Annotated in this window: 21 protein-coding genes; 20 read left to right on the forward strand and 1 reads right to left on the reverse strand. The window is 40.0% G+C overall.

Annotation, left to right across the window (positions count from 1 at the left end):
• The first annotated feature begins 206 nt into the window (after positions 1-206).
• The 5 genes from LG296_RS06525 (at position 207) to dapA (ending at position 3,874) form a co-directional block, all read left to right on the forward strand.
• Entirely contained in the window at positions 207-473 is a 267-nt protein-coding gene (locus LG296_RS06525; RefSeq protein WP_107932814.1) for a YlmC/YmxH family sporulation protein, read from the forward strand.
• Positions 474-1,256 (forward strand): dipicolinate synthase subunit A, encoded by a 783-nt coding sequence (locus tag LG296_RS06530; protein WP_404427676.1) that lies wholly within the window; start codon positions 474-476, stop codon positions 1,254-1,256.
• Positions 1,250-1,834 (forward strand): dipicolinate synthase subunit B, encoded by a 585-nt coding sequence (locus LG296_RS06535; RefSeq protein ID WP_251397318.1) that lies wholly within the window; start codon positions 1,250-1,252, stop codon positions 1,832-1,834. Before LG296_RS06530 ends, LG296_RS06535 begins: the two co-directional genes overlap by 7 nt.
• 86 nt (positions 1,835-1,920) lie before the next feature.
• Positions 1,921-2,958, forward strand: a complete 1,038-nt coding sequence (locus LG296_RS06540; protein WP_404427677.1) for an aspartate-semialdehyde dehydrogenase — start codon at positions 1,921-1,923, stop codon at positions 2,956-2,958.
• Positions 2,959-2,971: 13 nt separating this feature from the next.
• Positions 2,972-3,874 (forward strand): 4-hydroxy-tetrahydrodipicolinate synthase, encoded by a 903-nt coding sequence (gene dapA / locus LG296_RS06545; RefSeq protein WP_251397324.1) that lies wholly within the window; start codon positions 2,972-2,974, stop codon positions 3,872-3,874.
• A 107-nt stretch (positions 3,875-3,981) separates the two neighbouring features.
• Here dapA and LG296_RS06550 read toward each other — a convergent pair whose 3' ends face one another.
• Positions 3,982-4,758, reverse strand: a complete 777-nt coding sequence (locus LG296_RS06550; protein ID WP_404427678.1) for a nuclease-related domain-containing protein — start codon at positions 4,756-4,758, stop codon at positions 3,982-3,984.
• Between the two features lie 1,090 nt (positions 4,759-5,848).
• Between LG296_RS06550 and LG296_RS06555 the strand changes: the two genes are divergently transcribed.
• The 15 genes from LG296_RS06555 to LG296_RS06625 all read left to right on the forward strand — a co-directional run bounded on the left by LG296_RS06555 (position 5,849) and on the right by LG296_RS06625 (position 24,853).
• The gene (locus LG296_RS06555; protein WP_404427679.1) at positions 5,849-7,516 is read left to right on the forward strand and encodes a ribonuclease J; all 1,668 of its coding nucleotides are present in this window, start codon (positions 5,849-5,851) and stop codon (positions 7,514-7,516) included.
• A 152-nt stretch (positions 7,517-7,668) separates the two neighbouring features.
• Positions 7,669-10,020: a DNA translocase FtsK gene (locus LG296_RS06560; RefSeq protein WP_404427680.1), complete on the forward strand. Its 2,352-nt coding sequence runs from the start codon at positions 7,669-7,671 to the stop codon at positions 10,018-10,020.
• Positions 10,021-10,188: 168 nt separating this feature from the next.
• Positions 10,189-10,917, forward strand: coding sequence for a GntR family transcriptional regulator (locus tag LG296_RS06565; RefSeq protein WP_404427681.1), 729 nt, complete (start codon positions 10,189-10,191; stop codon positions 10,915-10,917).
• 55 nt (positions 10,918-10,972) lie between these two features.
• Complete coding sequence (locus LG296_RS06570) at positions 10,973-12,058, forward strand: BMP family protein (protein WP_404427682.1); 1,086 nt, start codon at positions 10,973-10,975, stop codon at positions 12,056-12,058.
• Positions 12,059-12,490: 432 nt separating this feature from the next.
• The gene (locus LG296_RS06575) at positions 12,491-14,035 is read left to right on the forward strand and encodes an ABC transporter ATP-binding protein (RefSeq protein ID WP_404427683.1); all 1,545 of its coding nucleotides are present in this window, start codon (positions 12,491-12,493) and stop codon (positions 14,033-14,035) included.
• Complete coding sequence (locus LG296_RS06580) at positions 14,028-15,077, forward strand: ABC transporter permease (protein ID WP_404427684.1); 1,050 nt, start codon at positions 14,028-14,030, stop codon at positions 15,075-15,077. The genes LG296_RS06575 and LG296_RS06580 overlap by 8 nt, the downstream gene beginning before the upstream one ends.
• A gap of 1 nt (position 15,078) precedes the next feature.
• Positions 15,079-16,038 (forward strand): ABC transporter permease, encoded by a 960-nt coding sequence (locus LG296_RS06585; protein ID WP_404427686.1) that lies wholly within the window; start codon positions 15,079-15,081, stop codon positions 16,036-16,038.
• Between the two features lie 997 nt (positions 16,039-17,035).
• Positions 17,036-18,301: an EF-P 5-aminopentanol modification-associated protein YfmF gene (yfmF, locus tag LG296_RS06590; protein WP_404427688.1), complete on the forward strand. Its 1,266-nt coding sequence runs from the start codon at positions 17,036-17,038 to the stop codon at positions 18,299-18,301.
• Positions 18,302-18,307: 6 nt separating this feature from the next.
• On the forward strand, positions 18,308-19,603 hold the full coding sequence (gene yfmH, locus LG296_RS06595; RefSeq protein WP_404427689.1) for an EF-P 5-aminopentanol modification-associated protein YfmH: 1,296 nt from the start codon (positions 18,308-18,310) through the stop codon (positions 19,601-19,603).
• Entirely contained in the window at positions 19,604-20,332 is a 729-nt protein-coding gene (ymfI, locus tag LG296_RS06600; protein ID WP_404427690.1) for an elongation factor P 5-aminopentanone reductase, read from the forward strand.
• A gap of 47 nt (positions 20,333-20,379) precedes the next feature.
• Positions 20,380-20,637 carry a DUF3243 domain-containing protein gene (locus LG296_RS06605; RefSeq protein WP_404427691.1) on the forward strand — a complete coding sequence of 86 codons (258 nt, stop codon included), beginning with the start codon at positions 20,380-20,382 and terminating at the stop codon, positions 20,635-20,637.
• A 404-nt stretch (positions 20,638-21,041) separates the two neighbouring features.
• A complete protein-coding gene (locus LG296_RS06610) occupies positions 21,042-21,842 on the forward strand; it encodes a DUF3388 domain-containing protein (RefSeq protein ID WP_404427692.1) in 801 nt (266 codons plus the stop codon).
• Between the two features lie 141 nt (positions 21,843-21,983).
• Positions 21,984-22,868 (forward strand): helix-turn-helix domain-containing protein, encoded by an 885-nt coding sequence (locus tag LG296_RS06615; protein ID WP_404427693.1) that lies wholly within the window; start codon positions 21,984-21,986, stop codon positions 22,866-22,868.
• A 137-nt stretch (positions 22,869-23,005) separates the two neighbouring features.
• Positions 23,006-23,584, forward strand: a complete 579-nt coding sequence (gene pgsA, locus LG296_RS06620) for a CDP-diacylglycerol--glycerol-3-phosphate 3-phosphatidyltransferase (RefSeq protein WP_404427694.1) — start codon at positions 23,006-23,008, stop codon at positions 23,582-23,584.
• A 12-nt stretch (positions 23,585-23,596) separates the two neighbouring features.
• Positions 23,597-24,853 carry a competence/damage-inducible protein A gene (locus LG296_RS06625; RefSeq protein ID WP_404427695.1) on the forward strand — a complete coding sequence of 419 codons (1,257 nt, stop codon included), beginning with the start codon at positions 23,597-23,599 and terminating at the stop codon, positions 24,851-24,853.
• Positions 24,854-25,149: the final 296 nt, after the last annotated feature.

Genomic DNA, 25,149 nt, shown 5'->3' on the forward strand with positions numbered 1-25,149 from the left:
ATTAGTATATCTGAGAAATTTTTTGAAGTAATAAACGGGATTCCTATAACTACAGACTACTCCAAAAATGTATTTTATGGCCTAGCTAAAAAAGCTCTTGATATGTCGCCTTTAGATTCATTCGTTAGTAGGGGATTCGTAAAAAAGGGGCACCAACAAATCTGGCATTGCATATAGTAACAATAAGCTCATGGAGGAGGGAAAACATGCTGCTATCGGAGCTTGCGGAGAAGGAATTAATCGAAATGGAAAATGGTGTGAGGTACGGCTATTTGTCTGAAACGGAATGTCTATTTGACCCTAAAACGGGGAAGATTTTTGGTTTTGAATTACACGAACAAACTTCAAAAATGCCATTCCAGAAGAAAAAAGCTGCTGCACCGTTATTTATTCCTTGGGAAGAAATTCATCTCATTGGCGAAGATCGAATTTTATTCCACCGAACATCATCAAAAAGAAGGCAGTTTGACTAAATGACTGAAGAGAAATGGCTCGTTGTAGGTACAGATACGCGCATGAAAGTGTTAGCGAAAAATCTAAGCAATGATAACCGAACAGTTTATTATAAAAACTTGGCAGTGTGGGATGAGGAGCTTAACAAAACAGTTCTTGAATTTCATCCTGATTTTGTCGTGCTGCCCATTCATCCACTACCGATTGAAGTGCCTGTGGTAGTCGGACTTTCGAAGGCGGTGGTTTTCACTGGAAAGCTGAATGATGAATGGCATGAAATCTTAAAAGAAAACGAAATTCACTATTATTTAGAAGATGAAGGATTTATATGGCACAATGCAGTCTTAACGGCAGAAGCTTTTGTATCTAGCTTTTACAATACAAAAAGAGCAATTATGGGGAAAAAGTTCATTATTACCGGATTTGGTCGAGTAGCGAAGATGGTTGCACAAATCTTAAGAAGCATCGGGGCAGACGTTTGCATTGCGGTGCGTTCTGATGTGCAGTTAAACGAGGCGAAGGCATTCCGTTATGAAGCTGTGGATATTAACGAAGTTGGGGAAATCGAAGGGGATTTCTTTATCAACACAATTCCTGCAAAATGGCTTGATGAACAATTTAATGAGAAAATTACGATACCAATTTACGATTTAGCCTCCTATCCTGGGTGTATTCAAGACGGTATTAGTAGAAAGCAGTATGAACTGTTGCCTGCATTGCCAGGAAAGTTTTTCCCTGAAGATGCTGGAAATGTACTATATGAATCAATTGTTGAACAATTAAGGAGGAGACACACTTGCTAGAAGGTAAAAGAATAGGGCTAGGTATAACAGCATCCCACTGTACGTACGAAGATGTGATTCCGAAAATTGAGAACTTCACAAAAGTGGGAGCAACGGTAGTTCCTATTATCACACATTCCGTGTTAACAGCTGCAACGCGTTTTGGTACAGGGGAAGAATGGATTAAAAAGATCGAGGCACTAACTGGAGAAAAAGTGGTTTCTTCCATTGTAGAGGCTGAGCCATTCGGACCGAGTAACCCATTAGATTGTATGGTAATTGCCCCGATGACGGGTAACTCGATTAGTAAGTTTGCAAATGCATCAACTGATAGCCCCGTTTTAATGGCGGCTAAGGCTACACTTCGTAATGGTTCACCGGTTGTACTAGGTATTTCAACAAATGATGCCCTTGGTTTGAACGGTGTCAACATTATGAAGCTGATGAACTCAAAAAATATTTACTTTATTCCATTCGGCCAGGATGATCCAAAGAGCAAGCCGAATTCACTAATCTCTGACTTTACGAAAATGGTAGAGACGGTTGACCATGCTATCAACCATAAAAAACAGCTACAGCCTCTATTAATCCAATACTGAAATAACTAAAAATTCTAACACAACTAGTCCTTTTTATGATACAATTTTCAACATTATGTTATTTGTATTTTGAGGAGAGATGAGTTATGGCAAAAGAATTGACAGTTGCAATTGTAGGTGCAACAGGAGCAGTAGGAACACAAATGAAAGAACAACTATTAAAACGTAAATTTCCAATTAAACATATAAAATTTTTAGCATCTGCTCGTTCTGCTGGAACAGAAATCGAATTTGGCGGTAAAACGTATACAATTGAAGAAGCGACACCAGAAGCCTTTGAAGGTGTAGACGTAGCGCTATTTTCTGCAGGAGGTTCAGTTTCAGCGAAGTTAGCACCAGAAGCTGCCAAACGTGGGGCAGTGGTTATTGACAACACAAGTCACTTCCGCATGGATCCAAACGTACCTTTAGTGGTACCTGAAGTAAATCGTGAAGATTTGAGCCATCATAACGGAATTATTGCGAATCCGAACTGCTCAACAATTCAAATGGTTGTTGCACTTCAACCAATTCGCGAGCAATTTGGCTTAAAAAATGTAATTGTTTCGACTTACCAAGCCGTGTCAGGTTCAGGAGTATCGGCAATTGAAGAACTTCGCGAACAAAGTGCCGAGTGGGAAGCTGGTAAAAATGTTGAGGCAAAAATTCTTCCGGTAAAATCAGACAAAAAGCATTATCCAATCGCACGTAATGTCATTCCGCAAATCGACGTATTTACGGACAATGGCTTTACATACGAAGAAATGAAAATGATCAACGAAACAAAAAAAATCATGCACATGCCTGGTCTACCAGTAGCAGCAACTTGTGTACGTGTTCCGGTTGTTTCAGGACATTCAGAATCTGTTTATATAGAAGTAGAGAAAGAAGTTAGTGTGCAAGAAATCTTTGATGTGTTAAGAAATGCTCCAGGCATTGTTCTACAAGATGATATTTCAACACAAGACTATCCAATGCCTTTATTTGTTGAAGGGGAAGATCCAGTTTATGTTGGCCGTATCCGCCAAGACCTGTCAAACAAAAAAGGATTCCATTTATGGGTCGTATCAGACAACTTACTAAAAGGCGCCGCTTTAAACTCAATTCAAATTGCCGAAAGCATGTTAGAGGATAATTTACTCTAAGGGGTGTTTATTAGTGGATTTAGGTCGAGTTGCTACTGCCATGATTACCCCATTTGACGATAATGGAGCTATAAATTATGAAGTAGCAGAGCGAGTAATTGAGCACTTAATTTCTAATGGTACAGATTCAATCGTGGTATGTGGGACGACAGGCGAAACCCCAACATTGTCAATACCGGAAAAGAGAGCCTTTATCGACTTTACCATCAAAAAGGTCAATAAACGCATTCCGGTCATTGCCGGTGTTGGCTACAACGACACTGCGTACACAATCGAAGCAACAAAAGTAGTAGAAGCATTCGGTGCTGACGGCATCATGGTCGTCGCACCCTTCTATAACAAGCCGAACCAAAGAGGCATTTACGCACATTTCGAGGCCGTTTCTAAAGTAACGGATCTGCCAATTGTGGTGTACAATGTCCCGGGACGCACTGGTGTCAATATCTCTTCTGACACAACCATTGCATTAAGCAAAATTCCAAACATCCGCATTGTCAAAGAAGCAAGCGGTAGTTTGGAGCAAATGACTGAAATCCTAAGAGGTGTTTCTGATGACACCTACGTGTACAGTGGGGATGATGCCCTAACGCTGCCGCTCATATCTATCGGGGGTCGTGGCATCATTTCCGTTGCCTCACACGTAATCGGAAACGAAATGCAGGAAATGATCCGCGCCTATGAAGAAGGCCGTCACCAAATCGCGCAAGAATACCACCAAGCTATGCTACCACTAGCCAAACAACTATTCATAGACCCAAACCCAGTCCCAGTCAAATACGCACTAAGCAAACTAGGCTTCGAAGTACAGCACGTCCGCCTTCCTTTAGTAGAAATGCTAGACGAAGACAAACTGAAGTACGATCAAATATGGCAAGAATTCCAGGAGCGAGTGAGTGAGATAAAGAGTCATTCGTGATAGGAGAATGTCCAGGGAAAAAGAAAGCAAACACTGCTTATGTGGTGTTTGTTTTTTTGTTGGAAAAAAGCACTCTACGTTAGCGAGGGAGAGTGTAATATACTTGTTTATTCGTAGTAAACTCTTCGAAGAACATCCATTTGTTTAAAATTAGTTTTTAAGATACGTTGAATTCTCTTTTTTGAGGTGATTATGTAGCACCATTCAAAAATTTTTCCAGTAGTTATTTTTTCGTTTGGGAAAAGTAATATGAATTCATTTATTGTTCGAATGGTAGCTATATCAATATGTTCCGTGTTTCCACAAGACGTACATATACATTTCATACCAGCAATCTTAAGGGAAAAGGAATTACATTTTGCGCAAATCATACCTTTACGCAACTGTTGGTAATCATAGTGAGGGAGATATTGATATGGATTTTCCAATTTATCTAGAGATATAAGGGTTTCTGCTAATTTCATATGATGTTGCTGTAATTGTGATTGATCATTATTAAGTTTTTTTAGAAATCGATTAAGTTGAGTTGGGAAAATGAAGGGTTTATCTGGGGGAGCTAGATATAACATGAACTCAGGGTTCACAAAAATTACATATGATTGAATAGGGATAGAGAAATTGAATTTAAGTAACAATTGACGCAGTAGCGATTCAGCACGCTGTAATTGGATTAAAGGATTTGTTACTTCGGATTGATCATTCTTAAGAATTTTGTCTGAAGTGTAATAATAATCCCGACTATAATTTTTAACTTCAAAAATATAAAGTGTGTTTTTCGATATTAACAAAGCGTCAATTTGAAAGTTTTGGTTGTTCGCAGTAAGCCGTAAGTCATTTAATATAAGACAATTACCTTCAATCTGCTCAGTCAGCGAATCAAACAAAAGCCTCCTTCATAGCCCTTATTAAGATTATAGTAGTTTTGCCGGTCGTTATTCGACAACTGCATCCGATGTTTAAGAGACTCCAGGATAATTAATTCAGCCGGTTTTTTTCTAGATTTATATAACAGTGGGACCACCCTTTCTTTCATAATAAATATATTTTAAAAGAAAGAGATGAATAAATCAAAAGGTCTTCAGAAAATAAATTTTTGACTATATTTTTATAAGCAAAACCGAGTTTTTGAGTGAGTAAATGATGTAGGAAGGAGTGGGTGTGTTGCGAAGCGGGATTATTGCGACGATTGAAGAGAGAGCTGGTATCGGAAGGTAGTAAAAGAGACAGGATTGCGACGATAGGAGAGAGAGCTTGCTCGAAAAGGTAGCAAAGTGAGAGGGATTGCGACGATAGGAGAGAGAGCTTGCTTTGAAATGTAGCAAAGCAGGAGATATTGCGACGATAGGAGAGCAAACTGGTATTGGAAGGTAGCAAAGTGAGAGGGATTGCGACGATTGAAGAGGAATCTGGTATTGGAAGGTAGCAAAAGAGGCGGGATTGCGACGATAGAAGAGCAAACTGGTATTGGAAGGTAGTAAAGCGGGCAGGATTGCGACGATAGGAGGGAGAGCTTGCTTGGAAATGTAGCAAAGCAGGAGATATTGCGACGGTTGAAGAGGAAACTGGCGTCGGAAGGTAGTAAAACAGGGATTATTGCGACGATAGAAGAGCAGACTGGTATCGGAAGGTAGCAAACCGGATCAGATTGCGACGATAGGAGAAGGAACTTACTCGGAAACCAGCATCAGAAGGTAGCAAACCAGATTGGAATACGACACTCCAGGAGAATAATCGCCCCAAACTGTAGCAAAACCCAGAGCATTACAACAATCCAAGTCCCATACCTTCATATAATAAGCAACCTACCCCACCCGCATCACACAAACCCATCCCACCACCCCCTCAACCCATCCCATTTCCAACCCCCAATCCCATACTTTGTAAAAAATTCGCTTTTTTATTTGTGCTTCACACATTGAAACCGTATAATGAGTTATAAGTGGTTGCGTTCGGGATATTATAGGAGGAAATCAAGTGACTAAGACTAAAAATGAAGTAATCCGAGTAATCCCTCTTGGCGGAGTTGGAGAAATCGGGAAATCGATGTATGTAATCGAAATCGATGACGAGCTTTTCATTGTGGACAGTGGACTAATGTTCCCAGAAGATGAAATGCTTGGGATAGATATCGTGATTCCGGATATTACATACCTAGAAGAAAACAAAGAGCGTGTGAAGGGGATTTTCCTTACACACGGACATGAAGATGCAATTGGTTCAATTGCGTACGTGCTACAAAAGATTAAAGCGCCGGTTTATGGTTCAAAGCTGACGGTTGCTTTAGCGAAAGAGCACTTAAAGGATTTGCCAGTTCCACAACCTGTGAAGTTCTTTGAAGTAACAAATAAAAGTCGTATGAATTTTAATACGACATATGTAACGTTTTTCCATACGACTCATAGCATTCCGGATTCATTGGGGATTGTGTTCCATACTTCGGAGGGAGCAATCGTTCATACGGGTGAATTTAAATTTGATCAGTCAGCGACAGGCAAATTTAAACCGGATATTGCGAAAATGGCTCAGCTTGGTGAAGAAGGCGTATTTATGCTACTTTCCGAGTCAACAGAAGCAGAGCGACCAGGCCATACGACTAGTGAAGTTGTGATTGAAGAAAAGCTTGCGAAGTATTTCCATGCGGCACCAGCACGTATAATTGTTGCTGTGTATGCATCGAATTTTATTCGCATTCAGCAGGTTTTCAATCATGCACATGAATCTGGAAGAAAAGTGGCGGTTGTTGGGAAAAGCCTAGAAAAAGTAATCGATATCGGTTTAAATTTAGGCTATCTAACAGTGGATGATGATACGTTGATTCCAGTGAATACAATTCAAAAGCATGAGGACGAGAATCTGATTATCCTAGTAACAAGTAATCAAGGTGAACCACTAGAAGCGATTGACAAAATCGTTCGTAAACAGCACCGTGATATCCGCATTAAAGATACGGATACTGTGTTGATTACATTTACGCCATCACCTGGTATGGAAGTTCAAATGGGTAATGCGATGAACAATCTTGCGAAAGCAGGGGCGAACGTCTTAACAGCTGATAAAAAAGTACATGTTTCAGGTCATGGTAGTCAAGAAGATCTGAAAATGATGCTAAATCTGATGAAACCAAAATACTTTATCCCAATTCAAGGGGAGTACAGAATGTTAATTGCCCATTCTAAGCTTGCCCAACAGGTTGGAATGAAAAAATCACAAGTCTTTATCGCCGACAAAGGGGATATCGTTGAGTACAAAAATGGTAAAATGCGAATGAGTGGCCGTGTACAAGCGGGCAATGTCTTGATTGACGGAATTGGTGTAGGTGACGTAGGAAATATCGTATTGAGAGATCGTAAATTACTATCTCAAGATGGGATTTTCATCGTTGTTGTTACATTGAATCGTGGACAAAAAAGAATTGCGTCTGGCCCTGAAATTTTATCGCGCGGATTTGTTTATGTGCGTGAGTCAGAGGAGTTAATCCTTGAAGCAACTGAACTTGCACGAACTGTTATTGAAAAGTATGTAAATAAAGATACATTTGAATGGACAAACATTAAACAAGAAATCCGTGATACACTAAATGCTTATTTATTCCAAAAAACAAAGCGCCGCCCAATGATTATCCCAATAATTATGGAATACTAAGCCCTAAGTAAAGGTGCGTTGTAGACAATAAAATAAGTTTTTCCTTACCTAAAGTGAGGAGCTGTCACAACAAAAAGGATTTTCTTAACCGTCACAGGTCGAGGAAATCCTTTTTGTCTTCAAGAAGAAGTTTATGTAAAGAGGTGAAAAAAATGGCAGAGAAAAAAACAAAAGCCAAAAAAGGACTACATCCACTAGCATATGAAATTATCGGATTATTATTAATCGGTTTTGCCATTATCGTCTTCTTTGAATACGGTGTAGTTGGGCGAACAATCCAAACGGTTTCGATGTTCTTATTTGGTAATCTGCATGTAATGGTGCCATTCTTTTCGGTACTGATTGCCGTTCTATTAATGATAAACCGAGAAGGCGTTGGATTTACGGATCGAATTGTTCAAGGGGCACTATTAATCGTTTGTAGTTTATCGATTTTTAGCCATAGTGTACTATTTGAGGAATTAGTTAACAGTGATCGATTATTATCGGACTCAGTTATTCGTGAAACTTGGCGAATACTCGTAGATATGGAAGGGGTTCAAACCCGTAGTAGTGCTATTGGGGGCGGTATGGTTGGAGCATTACTATTTAGTATGTTCCATATTTTATTTGATTCTGCTGGTGCGAAAATTGCTGCATGGTTCCTATTCTTTATCGGGCTTATTTTAATTACTGGAAAAGCGTTAGTACCGATATTGGTTGAAAATGCACCAAAATGGAAAAAGAAATTCCCGCGCAGAAAACGAAGAGCAAAGCCGGTAGTTAAGGATGAGAAAAAACCGAAACGCTCTCGCACAAAGGACGAACCAATCTCAGATGAAATTGCTGCAACATCCGAAGCTCCTGCCCGTGGTAAAAAGAAACGTAAACCTAAGCCTGAGCCGATTGTGGAAGAACTTATAGAAGAAGATGAAGATGATTATGATGAAGAACCGATCATCTCAGCCTTTACCCAACATATTCAGCATAATACACAGCCAGCTCCAGCAGCTCAAATTAGTCTAAAGGAAGAGCCGGCACCTGATGATAAAACGAATATCGATGAGGTTATCCAAAAAGCAGTTGAAACAAATATAGAAAATGTGGATTATCGTTTACCTTCCATGGACTTGTTACTATTGCCCCCTTCCTATGATCAAAGTGGGGAGTATTCAGTCATTCAAGCAAACGCGAAAAAGCTGGAGCAAACATTCTTAAGCTTTGGTGTAAAAGCAAAGGTTACGCAGGTTCACCTTGGGCCAGCTGTTACAAAATATGAGGTTATGCCGGACGTGGGCGTAAAAGTTAGTAAAATTGTGAGCTTGCAAGATGACCTGGCACTGGCACTTGCGGCAAAGGATATTCGAATGGAGGCACCGATTCCAGGGAAATCTGCTATTGGGATTGAAGTGCCAAATAGTGAAATTGCGATGGTTACCCTGCGTGAGGTGCTTGAAGCGAAAGAGAATAACAAGCCAGATTCTAAGCTGTTAATTGGATTTGGTCGAGATATTACAGGACAGGCGATCCTTTCAGAGTTAAACAAAATGCCTCACTTACTTGTGGCCGGTTCGACTGGTAGTGGTAAATCGGTGTGTATTAACGGAATTATCATTTCGATTTTAATGAGAGCTGCTCCACATGAAGTGAAAATGATGTTAATCGACCCGAAAATGGTTGAGTTAAATGTCTATAACGGGATTCCGCATTTGCTTGCCCCGGTTGTAACGGATGCAAGAAAAGCATCTCAGGCATTACAAAAGGTAGTTTCTGAAATGGAGCGACGTTATGATCTGTTCTCACATACAGGGACTAGAAATATTAAAGGCTATAACGATCATATTGACAAACACAACCTGGAAACAGAAGAAAAACAGCCGAAGCTTCCATATATTGTCGTAATTATCGATGAGTTAGCTGACTTAATGATGGTAGCATCCCATGATGTAGAGGATTCGATCACACGATTAGCACAGATGGCACGTGCCGCTGGAATTCACTTAATCATTGCAACACAGCGACCTTCAGTGGATGTAATTACAGGTGTTATTAAAGCAAATATCCCGTCTAGAATAGCTTTTGCCGTATCATCTGCAATTGATTCGCGTACAATACTAGATATGGGTGGTGCTGAACGTTTACTTGGAAGAGGAGATATGTTATTCCTTCCTGCTGGCTCATCTAAACCAGTACGTGTTCAAGGGTCATTTTTATCAGATGAAGAGGTTGAAGAGGTAGTAGACTTTGTTATAGAACAACAAAAAGCACAGTATGACGAAGCAATGATTCCAACGGACGAACCAGAAAAATCCTTTGAGGAAGAAACGGATGATTTGTACGATGATGCTGTACAGCTTGTTGTAGAAATGCAGACTGCTTCGGTCTCTATGCTCCAAAGACGCTTTAGAATAGGCTATTCCAGAGCCGCTCGCATCGTAGATCAGATGGAAGTTAGGGGAGTAGTTGGTCCTCCGGATGGAAGTCGTCCGAGACAGGTTTTACTAGATAAAGCGAATGTAGAATAATGGTAGATATGTAAATAACATGGTGCTGTTATAAAAAATATTCCTATTACACAACAGATTTTTTTTTTTACTATTTTCATTATTCAAGAAAAATGGTATATTATGAATCGATTAGTAGGAATGTTCAACATCAGATGTCTGATCTTGCGTAGTATGGTGGTGATGAAATTGTCGATAAAAACAGATCATCGTCATTTATATCTCCAAGTTATTGATCGATTAAAGGCGGATATTGAAAAGGGTATCTATCGTGAAAACGAAAAATTACCTTCAGAATTCGAGCTATCGAAAAAGCTTGGAATAAGTCGAGCAACTCTTCGTGAGGCACTTCGGCTATTGGAAGAAGAAAACATCATCGTTAGACGTCATGGAGTCGGGACATTTGTAAATCCAAAGCCTGTCTTTACATCAGGCATTGAGCAATTATCAAGTATCTCGTCCATGATTGAAAATGCTGGAATGACACCGGGGACCATCTTTATTGATGCAACCGAAAGTGAGCCAACAGAGGATGATATTGAACGCTTCCAATGTGACAAGGATGACCAAGTATTAACAATTGAACGTGTTAGAACTGCTGATGAGGAGCCAGTTGTTTATTGTCTAGACAAAGTACTAGCGAAACATCTTCCAGCTGATTATGTTCAAAACAGAAAAGTATCCATTTTCTCGTCGCTTGAACAAGCTGGTGATATCCATGTTGCTTATGCAGTCACTTACATAGATCCAGTAGGCTATCATGAACAAGTATCACCAATCTTAAATTGCGGACGAGAAACAGCATTGCTCGTATTAAATCAACTTCATTATGATGATAATGATCGAGTTGTTCTTTATTCTAAGAACTACTTTAGAGCTGATAAATTCAGCTTCCATGTAATTCGAAAACGGGTGTAGAACATTTCTTCAAGTAAGATTCCTGCTAATTACTAATCTTTGGGGGGTAACACAAATGAAAAAACGTAAATTTGGTTTAGCTCTTGCTTCAATCTTTGCGGCTGGATCAATCCTTGCTGCATGTGGCGGAGGCGAAGAAAAAGAAGAAACAACTACAGGTTCTGATACTGGTGCAACTGAAGAAACATCTGATTTCTCAGTAGCTATGGTAACTGATACAGGTGGTGTGGATGACAAATCATTCAACCAATCAACTTGGGAAGGTATCGTAGAGTTTGGTGAAGCTAACGGTCTTGAAAAAGGCGACGGTGGTTACGATTACCTACAATCTGCAGCAGAATCTGATTATGTTACAAACTTAAATAGCTTAATCCGTCGTGATTTCGACTTAGTATTTGCAGTTGGTTTTGCATTACACAATGCAGTAGCAGAAGTTGCTGATCAACAAAAAGACGCTAAAATCGCTATTATCGATGAAGTAGTAGCTGACAAAGAAAACGTAGCTTCAATTATGTTCAAAGCTAACGAAGCTTCTTACCTTGCTGGTGTAGCAGCAGCCCTAGAAACTAAATCTAACAAAATCGGTTTCATCGGTGGTATGACTGGTGAAATTATTGGTGGATTCCAAGCTGGTTTCGAAGCTGGTGTAGCTTCAGTTAACCCTGATATCGTAGTAGACGTTGAGTATGCAGAAAGCTTCACAGATGCAGCTAAAGGTCAACAAATTGCAAAAAGAATGTATGATTCTGGCGTAGACATTATCTTCCACGCAGCTGGTGGAGTTGGTAACGGTTTATTCACAGAAGCTAAAGAACGTAAACAAAAAGATCCAAACGCTAACGTATGGGCAATCGGTGTAGACCGTGACCAATATGACGAAGGACAAGTTGATGCAGAAACAAACATCGTTTTAACTTCTGTATTAAAACGTGTTGACGTTGCAGCTAAAGAAGTCGCAAAATTAGCATTAGAAGGAAAGTTCCCAGGTGGCGAAACTATCACTTACGGTTTAACTGATGGTGGAGTTGACTTAGCTGATTCTCGCGGTGCAATCTCTGAAGAAACAATCGCAAAAGTAGAAGAAGCTAAACAACAAATCATTGATGGTGAAGTAACAGTTCCTGAACAACCAGAAAAATAATCATCAAGATTAATCATGAAGGCTAGCTTTGCTAGTCTTCATGTTTTGTAATCAGGTATTAGTTTAAATTTTCAGCCAAATCAAAATTACTTTAAAAATCGGACTTGAAAATTATTCGAATATCATGTTTAATCACATAGACAAATCTATTATCAATTTTCAGAATAAAGAAATTTGTGAAAGCGTTTTTTATGGAAAGCCTTGCCATTACTGAATTGATAGACGAAAGGTTTAAATTTAGCAAAATTTACATAGAATCACCATCTTAAATTAAAACCTTTCTTGTGTTAATTTATATACAACACTAGTAACCTATTTTCATACTGGTAACAATCTTAAAAACATATCAGGATGAAATAAACATCAGATATCGAGTATTTTTGCGAAATCTATGTTCTTAAATAATAAAAAGTGTCCAAGGGAGTGAACACATTGGAATATGTAATTGAAATGCTTGGAATCCGTAAGCAATTTGGGGATTTTGTAGCCAATGATAACATCACCCTTCAACTTAAAAAAGGCGAGATTCATGCACTTCTTGGTGAAAATGGTGCAGGAAAATCTACGTTGATGAATGTACTCTTTGGGTTATATCAACCTGAAGGAGGAACGATCCGTGTTCAAGGGAAGGAAGTAAAAATTACTGACCCGAACGTAGCCAACAAGCTTGGTATTGGCATGGTCCATCAACACTTTATGTTAGTTGAAAATTTCACGGTGACGGAAAATATCATTCTTGGTAGCGAACCTACGAAAATGGGCTCAATCAACATCAAGGATGCTGCAAAGAGAGTACAAGCTCTTTCTGAAAAGTACAGCTTGAATGTTGACCCAAATGCGAAAATTGAAGATATTTCGGTTGGAATGCAGCAACGTGTAGAAATATTGAAAACGCTTTACCGTGGTGCAGACATGATTATCTTTGACGAACCAACTGCATCTTTAACACCACAAGAGATCACTGAGCTTATGCAAATTATGAAACGCCTGATTGAGGAAGGTAAGTCTATTATCCTAATCACACATAAGCTAAAAGAAATAATGGAAGTATCAGACCGAGTAACAGTTATCCGTAAAGGACAAGGAATTGGCACTGTTACAACTGCAGAAACGAATCCAACAGAACTTGCCGAGCTAATGGTAGGTCGTCAAGTTGTGTTTAAAACTGAAAAAATTGCTCCTAATCCAAAAGAAGTAGTTCTACAGATTGATTCGTTAACAGTTGCCGATAATCGTGGAATTGATAAGGTGAAAAATTTAACCCTTACAGTTCGTGCTGGTGAAATTGTTGGGATTGCAGGGATTGATGGAAATGGTCAATCAGAACTTATCGAAGCTATCACTGGTCTTCGAAAAGTGAAAAAAGGTCATATCAAGTTAAACGGTCAAGAAATCACTGGCTTAAAACCAAGAAAAATTACGGAATCTGGTGTAGGACATATTCCTCAAGACCGTCATAAGCACGGACTTGTATTAGATTTCCCAATTGGTCACAATATCTCACTACAAACATACTATAAAAAGCCAATTTCAAAAAATGGTGTCATTGACTACAAAAAAGTAAATGAATTTGCTCGTCAAATTATTGAACAATATGATGTGCGTTCAGGTGAGGGGGAAATGTCATTAGCCCGTTCACTTTCAGGTGGTAACCAACAAAAAGCAATTATCGGTCGTGAAGTAGAGCGTAATCCGGATTTACTAATTGCTGCATTACCAACACGCGGACTAGACGTTGGAGCGATTGAATTTATTCATAGACGCTTAATTGAACAACGTGATAAAGGAAAAGCCGTTCTATTAATCTCCTTCGAATTAGATGAAGTAATGAACGTTTCCGATCAAATTGCCGTTATTTATGATGGATATATTATCGACACAGTAAGTCCTGATGAGACAACTGAGCAAGATCTAGGTCTACTAATGGCAGGACAAACACTAGAAGAAAGTAATAAGGTAGGTGGCCACAATGAGTAAACGTGTAGTGAATATACTCGTGCCACTTGTCTCGATTCTATTAGGTTTAATCATTGGTGCTATCGTAATGGCAGTTAGTGGTTTTAACCCAATTGATGGATATGTGGCATTATGGAACGGTATCTTTATGGATACATATACAATGGGTGAAACAATTCGCCAAATTACACCTTATGTATTCTCAGGTTTAGCGGTAGCATTCGCCTTCCGTACTGGACTATTCAACATAGGTGTTGAAGGTCAGTTAATCATGGGTTGGCTAGCAGCTGCTTGGGTAGGACAAGCTTTTGAACTACCAGCAGTCGTACACATTCCATTAGCATTAATCGCTGCAGCTGCAGCAGGTGCTCTATGGGCCTTCATTCCTGGTTTACTAAAAGCTAAATTACAAGTTCACGAGGTTATCGTGACAATTATGATGAACTACACTGCATTGCATGTTGCGAACGCACTAATTGGTGTAATTTCAGGTGGCGAGGAACGTACAGAAAGAATTCATGAATCAGCATCTTTACGTTCAGAGTTCTTAGAATCAATCACAGATTACTCACGTATGCACTGGGGCTTTGTTATCGCCCTAATCGCAGTAATGATTATGTGGTTCATTTTACAAAAAACAACGCTTGGATATGAGCTAAAGGCAGTAGGATTTAACAAAAATGCATCTGAGTATGCTGGTATGAATGTTAACAAAAACATCATTTTAGCAATGGTTATCTCTGGGGCTTTCGCAGGACTTGGTGGTGCGATGGAAGCACTAGGTACATTTGAAAATATGTCTAAACTACATGCCGCAACAGGGATTGGATTTGACGGAATCGCGGTTGCCTTACTAGGTGCGAACCAACCATTTGGAGTACTTTTAGGAGCTATCCTGTTCGGTGCACTAAAATATGGTGGATTAAATATGCCAAGTGAAGCAGGCGTTCCAACAGAAATCGTTTCGATTGTAATCGCGCTAATTATCTTCTTCGTAGCTTCAGGCTACATTATCCGCGTGGCGCTTGAGCGATTTGGTAAAAAGAGAAAGGAGGAAAAATAACATGAGCTTTTTAGATGTGCTATATTTTATTATTCCTTCTGCAATTTTCTACGCAGCGCCATTAATTCTAACAGCAATCGGTGGAGTATTCACTGAGAGATCAGGTGTTGTAAACATTGGTCTTGAAGGGATTATGATTGCCGGAGCTGCAAGCAGTATAATCTTTAACTTAACATTTGCTGACCAATTAGGTAATGCAACTCCTTGGGTCGGACTTATCGTCGCAATGGGCTTCGGTATTCTTTTATCACTAATCTTGGCTGTTGCTGCTGTTTCTTTACGTGCAGACCAAACCGTTTCTGGGGTTGCCCTTAACATGTTGGGTCTTGCTGTAGCTGTATTCACAGTGAAACTGATTTACGATAAAGGTCAAACAGATTCAATTACAGAACGTTTCTCTCGCTTTGATATTCCAGTATTAAGCGATATCCCAATCCTAGGGAAAATGTTCTTTGTAGACGTATACGCAACATCAATCTTAGCAATCGTCGTTGCGATTGTGGCATGGTTTGTAATCTATAAAACACCATTTGGCTTACGCTTAAGAGCAGTTGGGGAACACCCAATGGCTGCTGACACAATGGGTGTGAATGTTACAAAAATGCGCTATGTAGCAGTTATGATGTCTGGTGCCCTTGGTGGTATCGGTGGTGCAATCTACGCACAAGCAATCTCAGGTAACTTCGGAGCATCAACAATCAGCGGACAAGGCTTCATGGCCATCGCTGCAATGATCTTCGGTAAATGGCATCCACTAGGTGCACTAGGTGCGGCTTTATTCTTCGGTTTCGCACAAGCACTAAGTGTTGCCGGCGGTTCAATTCCGTATGTTCAAGACGTACCTAAGATCTTCTTATTAATCTTACCTTACGTCCTAACAATCCTAGCACTAGCAGGCTTCATCGGAAAAGCCCACGCACCAAAAGCAAGTGGTGTCCCTTACGTAAAAGGCAAACGCTAATCTTGTCCGTTAAGTCGGACGGGCTACCAACCGTTTGACGTATATAGAAACGCCTCCCCTCGAGTTAGGTCGCGGGGAGGTGTTTTTTGTTTTGGGGAGGTGGGAGCGGTGAGGGAATCCCGACGCTTTTGTTGAGATTCCCGACACTTTTATGAAGAAACCCGACAAAACTCTGAAAAATCCCGACACTTTTTTCAATAAACCCGACACCTCAAAATCACACGTGTTCAGTTAGTAAATTATTAATAATTTTGGGACAAATTTATTAAAACACTCCTGCTCTTTTTTAATATCGAGTTGAAAAGATAGTTACTTAAGTGAATTGTTAAGAGCGAAGGGAAGAAATACGTTTTGAAAAGTGGAGCCTTTTGGAATCTAGCCACTTTTGCCGATAATCTAGCCAGTTTTCTCATTAATCTAGCTACTTTTTGTCGAAATTCAGCCACTTTTCCCAATAATCTAGCCACTTCAAAATTCGCAATCAAAAAATATCATTTACAATAAAAACATACTAACATTAACAGACAATCCTAACCCTCACAAATTTATCCACCAAATTTTGAGAGAAATCCGCCACTTCTTCTCGAATATCCGCCAAAATTTCAGGATATCCGCCAGTTTAGCTAATATATCCGCCAAACCAATCAGTATGCAAAACCAATCGCAACCCACCGAACTAATCGCAACCCACCGAACTAATCGCAACCCACCAAACTAATCCGTACCAAACAACTCCCAATCCCATCTCCAAACAATTTTCCCTCATCTCACACACTTTCATGCATTAAACCTACTGGGGAGGGTAAAATTAATTAGTGGATGATGAAGATATGAAAGAAATTGGATTATTTTTGCATAATAACCAATTCTACATGTATAGTAGTACTATCACTATTTTTCCGGTTCCACTTGTGTTTTAGGGACCAAAAACATAAACCTAGATGAATAAACAGTCAGTGTGCGCAGGCGTTCATTGATGACGATCGGAGGAATTTTTTTGTTTTTATCGACACAGTTAGCAGAGGGTGTAAATCTGCATATTCGACAAACGACACAATTTAAAACTGTGAGTTTCTCAATAAAATTTAGAGCCCCATTAGATCAGCAATCTGCTGCAGAAAGAGCGGTGCTATCGAATGTTCTTCAGCACAGTAATGGGAAGTTTAAGAAATCGGCCGAGTTCAGAAGCTATTTAGATGATTTGTTTGGGACTGTGCTTTATTTTGATGCGTCAAAGCGTGGGAGCGAGCACACACTTCTTCTTAATGTAGAAACTGTGAATGATCAATATCTTCAACAAAACAAAGTATTTAATGAAGTGCTAGATCTTATCAATACGGCGATTTTTGAGCCGAATTTAGAAAACGGTACTTTTGTGCCATCAATTGTTGAACGTGAAAAGGAAATGGTGACACAGCGTATCCAATCAATTTTTGATGATAAAACACGGTATGCACAGCACCGTTTAACACAAATTCTTCGCCCGAATCACCCGGCTTCAATTTCAGCGAGCGGGACGATTGATACAGTGAAGCAAATCACACCTGAATCGTTAACAAAGACGTATGAAGCGATGATTAATGAAGACAAGGTTGATATCTATGTTGTCGGTGATATCGATGTGGAGGCAGTGCAAATGAAATTGACTGAGGCACTTCCATTCAAGGATCGCACAGCAAAGCAAACGGAGCAACAAGATACAAACGAGTCAAAAGCAGAAAAAGAATATACAAAAGAACAGCAGGAAATGAAGCAAGGGAAGCTGCATATTGGCTTTAGTACACCAGTGCGCTTTGGCGATGAAGACTATGCAAAAATGCAAATCTTCAACGGTGTGTTCGGTGGGTATGCGCACTCGAAATTATTCATGAATGTGCGTGAAAAAGAAAGCTTAGCTTACTATGCTTCGAGCTCTTATAATTCCCAATACGGCTTGCTTTATGTTGTTTCAGGAATTGAGCCTGCAAACGAAAAGAAGGCAACAGATGTCATTAAAGAGCAATTAGAGGCCATGAAAAATGGTGAAATCACGGATCTAGAGCTGACTCAAACAAAAGCGATGCTTGTGAATCAGCTGAAGGAAACGCTTGACCTTGCACGTGGGCAAATTGAAATTTATGACCAATATAAGGATTTAGGCGAGACTTTCTCAGTGGATACTTGGAAAGAACGCTGGGATCAGGTGACAAAAGAAGATGTGCAAAAAATGGCTTCTCAAGTACAGTTAGAAGCAGTTTATTTCTTATGTGGGAAGGAGGCCTAAATCGTCATGAAAACGATTGAATTTAAACAATTAGATGAAACTTTATTTTATAAAAAGCTACCGAATGGCTTAGATGTCTATATTTTGCCGAAAAAGGGGTTTTCGAAAACCTTTGTAACATTCACGACGAAATATGGCTCCATTGACCGTACATTTGTACCGATTGGAGAATCAGAAGCGATTACTGTGCCAGATGGGATTGCCCATTTCCTAGAGCACAAAATGTTCGAAAAAGAGGACGGGGACGTATTCCAGCAGTTTAGTGAAGCAGGTGCCTCTGCTAATGCCTTCACTTCATTTACTCGTACGGCATACCTATTCTCTGCAACTGACCATATTTACAAAAGTACAGAGACACTCTTGAATTTCGTGCAAGAGCCTTATTTTACTGAAAAAACAGTAGAAAAGGAAAAGGGGATCATCGGGCAGGAAATTACGATGTATGACGACCAAGCAGATTGGCGTTTATACTTTGGTGCGATTGAGAATATGTACCATAACCACCCTGTGAAAATTGACATTGCCGGAACAATCGAGTCGATCGACAAAATTACGGCTGACCATTTATATACATGCTACAACACGTTCTATCACCCATCGAACATGCTATTGTTTGTGGTTGGTGCAATTGACCCGACTGAGATGATGGCCTTTATCGAGGATAACCAAAACAAAAAAGAATTCTCGGAGCCAGCACAAATCGAGCGTCATTTCGATGAAGAGCCAACAAGTGTTGCGGTTAAAGAACGCGAGCTTAAAATGGATGTGCAAAAGCCGAAAGTCTATGTTGGCTTAAAAGCGAAGCAAACGGACTTAAAAGGCGACGAAATGCTGAAGCACGAGCTTTCTATACAGATTGCCCTGGAGTGCCTATATGGTAGAGCTTCGAATTTCTATACAGATGTTTATGAAAACGGATTGATTGATGAATCCTTTGCCTATGACTTCTCTTTAGAAAAAGGCTATGGCTTTGCTTTAATCGGCTCAGACTCGGCTCAACCAGATCAGTTAGTGACAAAAATCAAGGAAGTTATCAATAACGCTGAAAGCCTCCTTACTTCTGACAGCTTAGAGCGAGTTAAACGCAAGAAAATTGGCTTCTATTTAAGAGCGTTAAACTCGATGGAATTTATCGCGAACCAATTTACACGCTATGAGTTCAATGAAATGAATCTGTTTGATGCAGTGCCTGTGATTGAAAAGCTAACGCTTGAAGATGTAACAGAAGCGCTGAAAACAATTCAAGGGGAAGAGCAGCAAACGGTATTTAAGGTGCTGCCTTCAAGTGAGCGTGCTCAGTAAATGAAAAAGTTCGCACTTGTAGTAGGTGCTTCTGGTGCGATAGGAAATGCAATAGCGAAGCGACTGGCATTTGATGGTTGGTCGCTCTATTTGCATTTTAATGAAGGTCGCGCAAAAGCAGCCTCTTTGACAGAAGAGTTGACAAATCTTTTTCCTGAGCAGGAGTTTCTATTAGTACAGGCTGATTTTGGTAGCGAGGAGGGCGCAGAGCGCCTTGCTTCTCAAATCTATTCCCTGAAAGCCGTTGTGTTCGCGGGAGGTCATAGTTATTATGGGATGCTGGAGGATACGCCTGTTGCAGAGATGGATAAGCTTTGGAGGGTGCACGTCCAAAATCCGTTGCGCGTTTTGGCTCTTCTCTCATCAAAGCTCAGAAAGAATGACTGGAGCCATGTGCTGTTTATAGGGTCGATTTGGGGAGAGACGGGTGCTGCGTTTGAGTCGGTGTATAGTGCGGTGAAGGGTGCCCAGCATGCGTTTGTGAAGGCCTATGCAAAAGAGGTAGCCTATAATCATATTTTGGTGAATGCGCTAGCGCCAGGGCTGATTGATACGTCGATGAATGGGCATTTAAATGATGAGGAAAAGCAAGCGTTGTATGAGGAGATTCCGTTAGCGAGAGCGGGTAAGGTTGAGGATGTTGCGAATTTGGTCAGTTTCTATTTAAGTGGTCAGGCGAATTATGTTACAGGACAAATTATTAGAATTAATGGTGGATGGTACATATAAATTCCGAACTTGCGCATAATAAGTGTGCAAAGGAGGAGGAGATAAATATGGCACTTTTAGAAAACTGGGAAAAATGGACATCATTTTTAGGTGAACAAGTCAACGAAGCTCAAGAGCATGGTATGTCTAAAAAGATGATTGAGAAATCAGCTATTCAGATTGGTGACTATTTAGCTAAAAATGTAGATCCTAAAAACGAGCAAGAACGCGTACTAAAAGACCTTTGGGCCGTTGCAGATGGCGATGAGAAGCACGCTCTAGCTAACTGTATTATCAAGCTGGTTCAAAGCCACCGCGTACAATAGTAGTATCCACTCTTTATGCCGTTATGGCTTATAAAGTAGCAGTACTTGTACAAGCTGTGCAATGGATGCTACTTCCTTTAGAAAATCCTTATATCATAGAACATTTCTACATGCGTTTCATCAATTCTTCTAAGTTGTTTAAGGAGGCTCGTCCTCCTTTTCTTTTTCTATCATTATATAGGAGAAATAAGACTTTTTTACTCTTTTAAAATTTGCTGCCAGGCAGGTGTTTTCTTCAAAATTCGACAGAAAACTTTTCCAGGATGTTAATTTTCTACCTATTGATGATAAAATTTAATAATTTGGAAGAAAAACGGTTGTTTCTAACTTTTCAATACATATAAAATCCGCTATGATGAAACTTATAGGAAAAATTTTCGTTTCGTTAGTAGGGGGACGTTTTTATGGGCGAATGGTACTTTGAATATGAAATCCAAGTGAATCGTCCGGGGTTACTAGGTGATATTGCATCACTCCTGGGTATGTTAAGAGTAAACATTGTTTCGATTAATGGAGTAGATGCAGGGCGACGGGGAATGCTATTAAAAACAGATAATGATGAATCCATTCAACGATTTATATCGATTGTTTCAACAATGGAGAACATCAATGTCACGAGATTTCGTGAACCGAAAGTACGCGACCGTCTAGCTGTACGCCATGGTCATTATATAGAACGGGATGCCGATGAGAAAAACACATTCCGCTTTGTAAGAGATGAACTCGGTATTTTAGTTGATTTTATGGCAGAATTATTTAAGAAAGAGGGACATAAGTTAATTGGGATAAGGGGCATGCCGCGTGTTGGCAAGACGGAATCCGTTGTAGCCGCAAGTGTTTGTGCCAACAAAAAATGGCTCTTTTTATCATCTACTATGATCAAGCAAACGGTTCGTCATCAGTTAATGGGTGATGAGTTTAGTGAGAATAATATCTTTATTCTTGATGGGGCAGTGACGCGCAGGACTACAGATGAGCGGCATCAGCAGCTTGTTCGTGAAATGATGCGGGTTCCAGCTATTAAAGTAGTAGAGCATCCTGATTTGTTTGTTCAGCATTCTGAATATAAGATTGAGGATTTCGACTATATTATCGAACTGCGTCACCATCCAGACGAAGTGATTACGTATGAAATTATTGAAAGAAATGAAATGATGTCACAAAACGACCATTTTGGTGGATTTGGCGGCGAATTTAATTTTTAATGAAGCAAGGTAAATTTAAAATAGCCCACAAAAACTAGTGGACTAAGCTCCTGGAAATGTCTCAAATTTTAAGATGAAAGCGTTATTCAAATTAAAATCGTGGACGACAAAATCCCCGAGTTAAATGATTAAAAAAAGTAGGTGTTATTGTTGACTGAACTCGGAACTCGCCTTAAAGAAGCGAGGTTATCTAAAGGATACAGTTTGGATGATCTTCAAGAAATTACAAAAATACAAAAAAGATATCTAGTTGCGATTGAAGAAGGAAATTATTCAATCATGCCTGGTACTTTTTACGTTAGAGCATTTATCAAACAATATGCAGAGGCTGTTGGGCTGGATGCAGAAGAAGTCTTAAGTGAGTTTAAAAAAGAAATTCCGAACCAACAAAAGGAAGAGGTAGCTCAATCGATTTCTCAAAGTCCGACTCGTCGTAAGCTCAATACGCGTTCAACCAATCGATTATTAGAAACAATGCCGAAAATCATCGTTGGTTTATTCATCATCGTAAGTTTGGTAGCGTTTTGGTTTTTATACCAAAAAAAGATGTCGTCAGATCAACCAGATGAAGTGCAGGAGAATGCACCGGTTGAATACGAGCAGCAAACACCACCACCAACAGAAAAGCCTGCTGTAGACGAAGAGGAAGACGCTACAGAGGAAACTGAAGAGACGACTGAAGAAACAGAGGAAGAGCCAGCTCCGACACAAACGATTTCTCCAGGTACTGCACAAGGGGAAACAACAACTTATGAATTATCTGGCACTGAGACGATGAATCTTCGTATCGAGGTTACAGGAGATACTTGGGTGGGTATACGTAATGAACAGGGCGCTGAGCAAGTTGAGGACCGTGTTTACAAGGCAGGCGAGGTAGTGGAGTTTGATGCTACTGCAAATGCTTACGCTCGTATTCGCTTAGGAAACGCAAATAACGCGAAGGTACTTATCAACGACGAACAGCTTCGATATGCTCAAACAATTACAACGCAAAATATCATTATCACATTACAGCCAGGAGAATAGTCATCATTTTTGATGGCTATTTTTCTCCCGTTTAACGAATACAAAATTTAGCAATAAATACGAAATCGAGGAAGCAAAAGGGAAGGGCAATTCCTTCACTAGCTGTTTCACATTACTCGAATGAAAGGTGTTAGCAAATGAATATACCGAATAAGATTACAGTCTCGAGAATATTTTTGATTCCAGTCTTTATGATTGTAATACTATTTGACTTTGGTTTAGGAAATATGAACTTTTTGGGAGCAACAATGCCCGTGAATCACTTCTTAGCGGCATTAGTTTTTATCATTGCTTCGTGTACAGACTGGGTGGACGGGTATTATGCCCGTAAATACAATCTTGTGACTAACCTAGGAAAGTTTCTTGATCCATTAGCAGATAAATTATTAGTAGCAGCGGCGTTTATCATCTTAGTAGAGCTAGGCATGGCGCCATCATGGATTATCATCATTATTCTAAGCCGTGAATTTGCGGTAACTGGATTACGTGCGATTCTTGCAGGTGAGGGCGAGGTTGTTGCAGCAAGCCAGCTAGGGAAAATTAAGACTTGGGCACAAATCGTTGCAATCTCGGCATTACTGCTTCACAATACGATTTTTGAAATGATCAATATTCCATTTGATATGATTGCCCTTTATGTGGCATTAATTTTTACAGTATGGTCTGGATGGGAATATTTCTATCTAAACCGTCGTGTGTTTGTCAACTCGAAGTAAGGGGGTTAGGACATGAATGCAGAAATCATTGCGGTTGGCTCGGAGCTGTTGTTAGGACAAATTGCCAATACAAATGCAAAATTCATCTCCACGCAATTATCTGAGCTAGGCATTAATGTTTTTTACCATACAGTTGTAGGGGATAATGCAGACCGCCTGAAAAGTGCGATTGAGATTGCTGAATCCCGTGCAGATTTAATCATCTTCTCTGGTGGACTTGGACCGACAAAGGATGATTTAACGAAGGAAACAATTGCCAAGCATCTTGGATTGCCTTTGGTGATGGATGATGTGGCACTGAAGTTCATCGAGGAATTTTTCGCTGCACGCGGGCGCGGTATGACCGAAAACAATCGCAAGCAGGCGTTGATTTTAGAGGGTAGTACTGTGCTGGCAAATCATCATGGGATGGCACCAGGAATGCTTTTAGAGAAAAGCGGGAACACATACATATTACTTCCAGGACCGCCAAAGGAACTGGAGCCAATGTTCCAATTTGAAGCAAAGTCAAAGCTTGCTGCCCTTTTAAATGATGGTGGCGTTATTCAATCTCATGTCCTGCGTTTTTACGGCATCGGGGAGGCAGAGCTCGAGGTTCGGGTTCAAGACATTCTAGATAGCCAAACTAATCCAACTGTTGCACCGCTTGCAAGTGATGGCGAGGTTACATTACGTATCACGGCAAAGGCTGAAAATGTTGAGGAAGCCTGGAAGCTCATTAAAGCAAAGGAAGAAGAGATTCTTGCTATCGTGGGCGAGTACCACTACGGCTATAATGATGATTCTTTAGCATCCAAATTAGTGGAAGTGCTGATTCATAACAAGCTAACCATTTCTGCAGCAGAAAGCCTGACAGCTGGCTTGTTCCAATCTGAGCTTGCTGAAATTCCAGGAGTGGGAGGTACCTTAATCGGTGGAGTTGTAACCTATACACCAGAGGCGAAGGTAAATCAGCTAGGAATTGAAAAATCTCTGATCGAGCAATGCGGCGTTGTAAGTGGAGAATGTGCAGGTGCGATGGCAGCTCAGGTTCGCAAAAGGTTTGGCACAGATATTGGGGTAGGCTTGACTGGCGCTGCTGGACCAGATGCACATGATGGTCAACCACCAGGAACTATCTGGTTAGGCTTTAGCATTGGCGACGCTGAACCGGTAACGCATAAGCTTTCACTTCAAGGCATGCGCAACACGAATCGTATCCGAACGGTAAAATTTGCATGTAGCTATTTAATGCGCTTGCTTATTGAGAAAGGCTACGAAAAGATATAATATAAGAGGGTAGTATCTTAAATGGTACTACCCAATTTTTTGAATTTGGGCTTAAAAAGGGCTCAAATTTTTATTTTGCCAGAAAAACGAAAATATGTTCGCTTTTTTCTTGAAACTTGTCTCAAAAAGAAGTATAGTAGAGACATAAGAAAAAGAACTAGAATTCTTGTTTCTAGCAAATTAGAAATTGCGGTCAATTAATCTTTTGCTAGAAAGTATGAGGTAATGGCGTGGGTGTATTAGCACCTAAGCCAAAGTGAATTTTGATAATAATGTTTTTATATATAAGGAGGAAA

Source organism: Ureibacillus chungkukjangi (genome assembly GCF_044795995.1).
In the GTDB taxonomy this organism is placed as follows: domain Bacteria; phylum Bacillota; class Bacilli; order Bacillales_A; family Planococcaceae; genus Ureibacillus; species Ureibacillus chungkukjangi.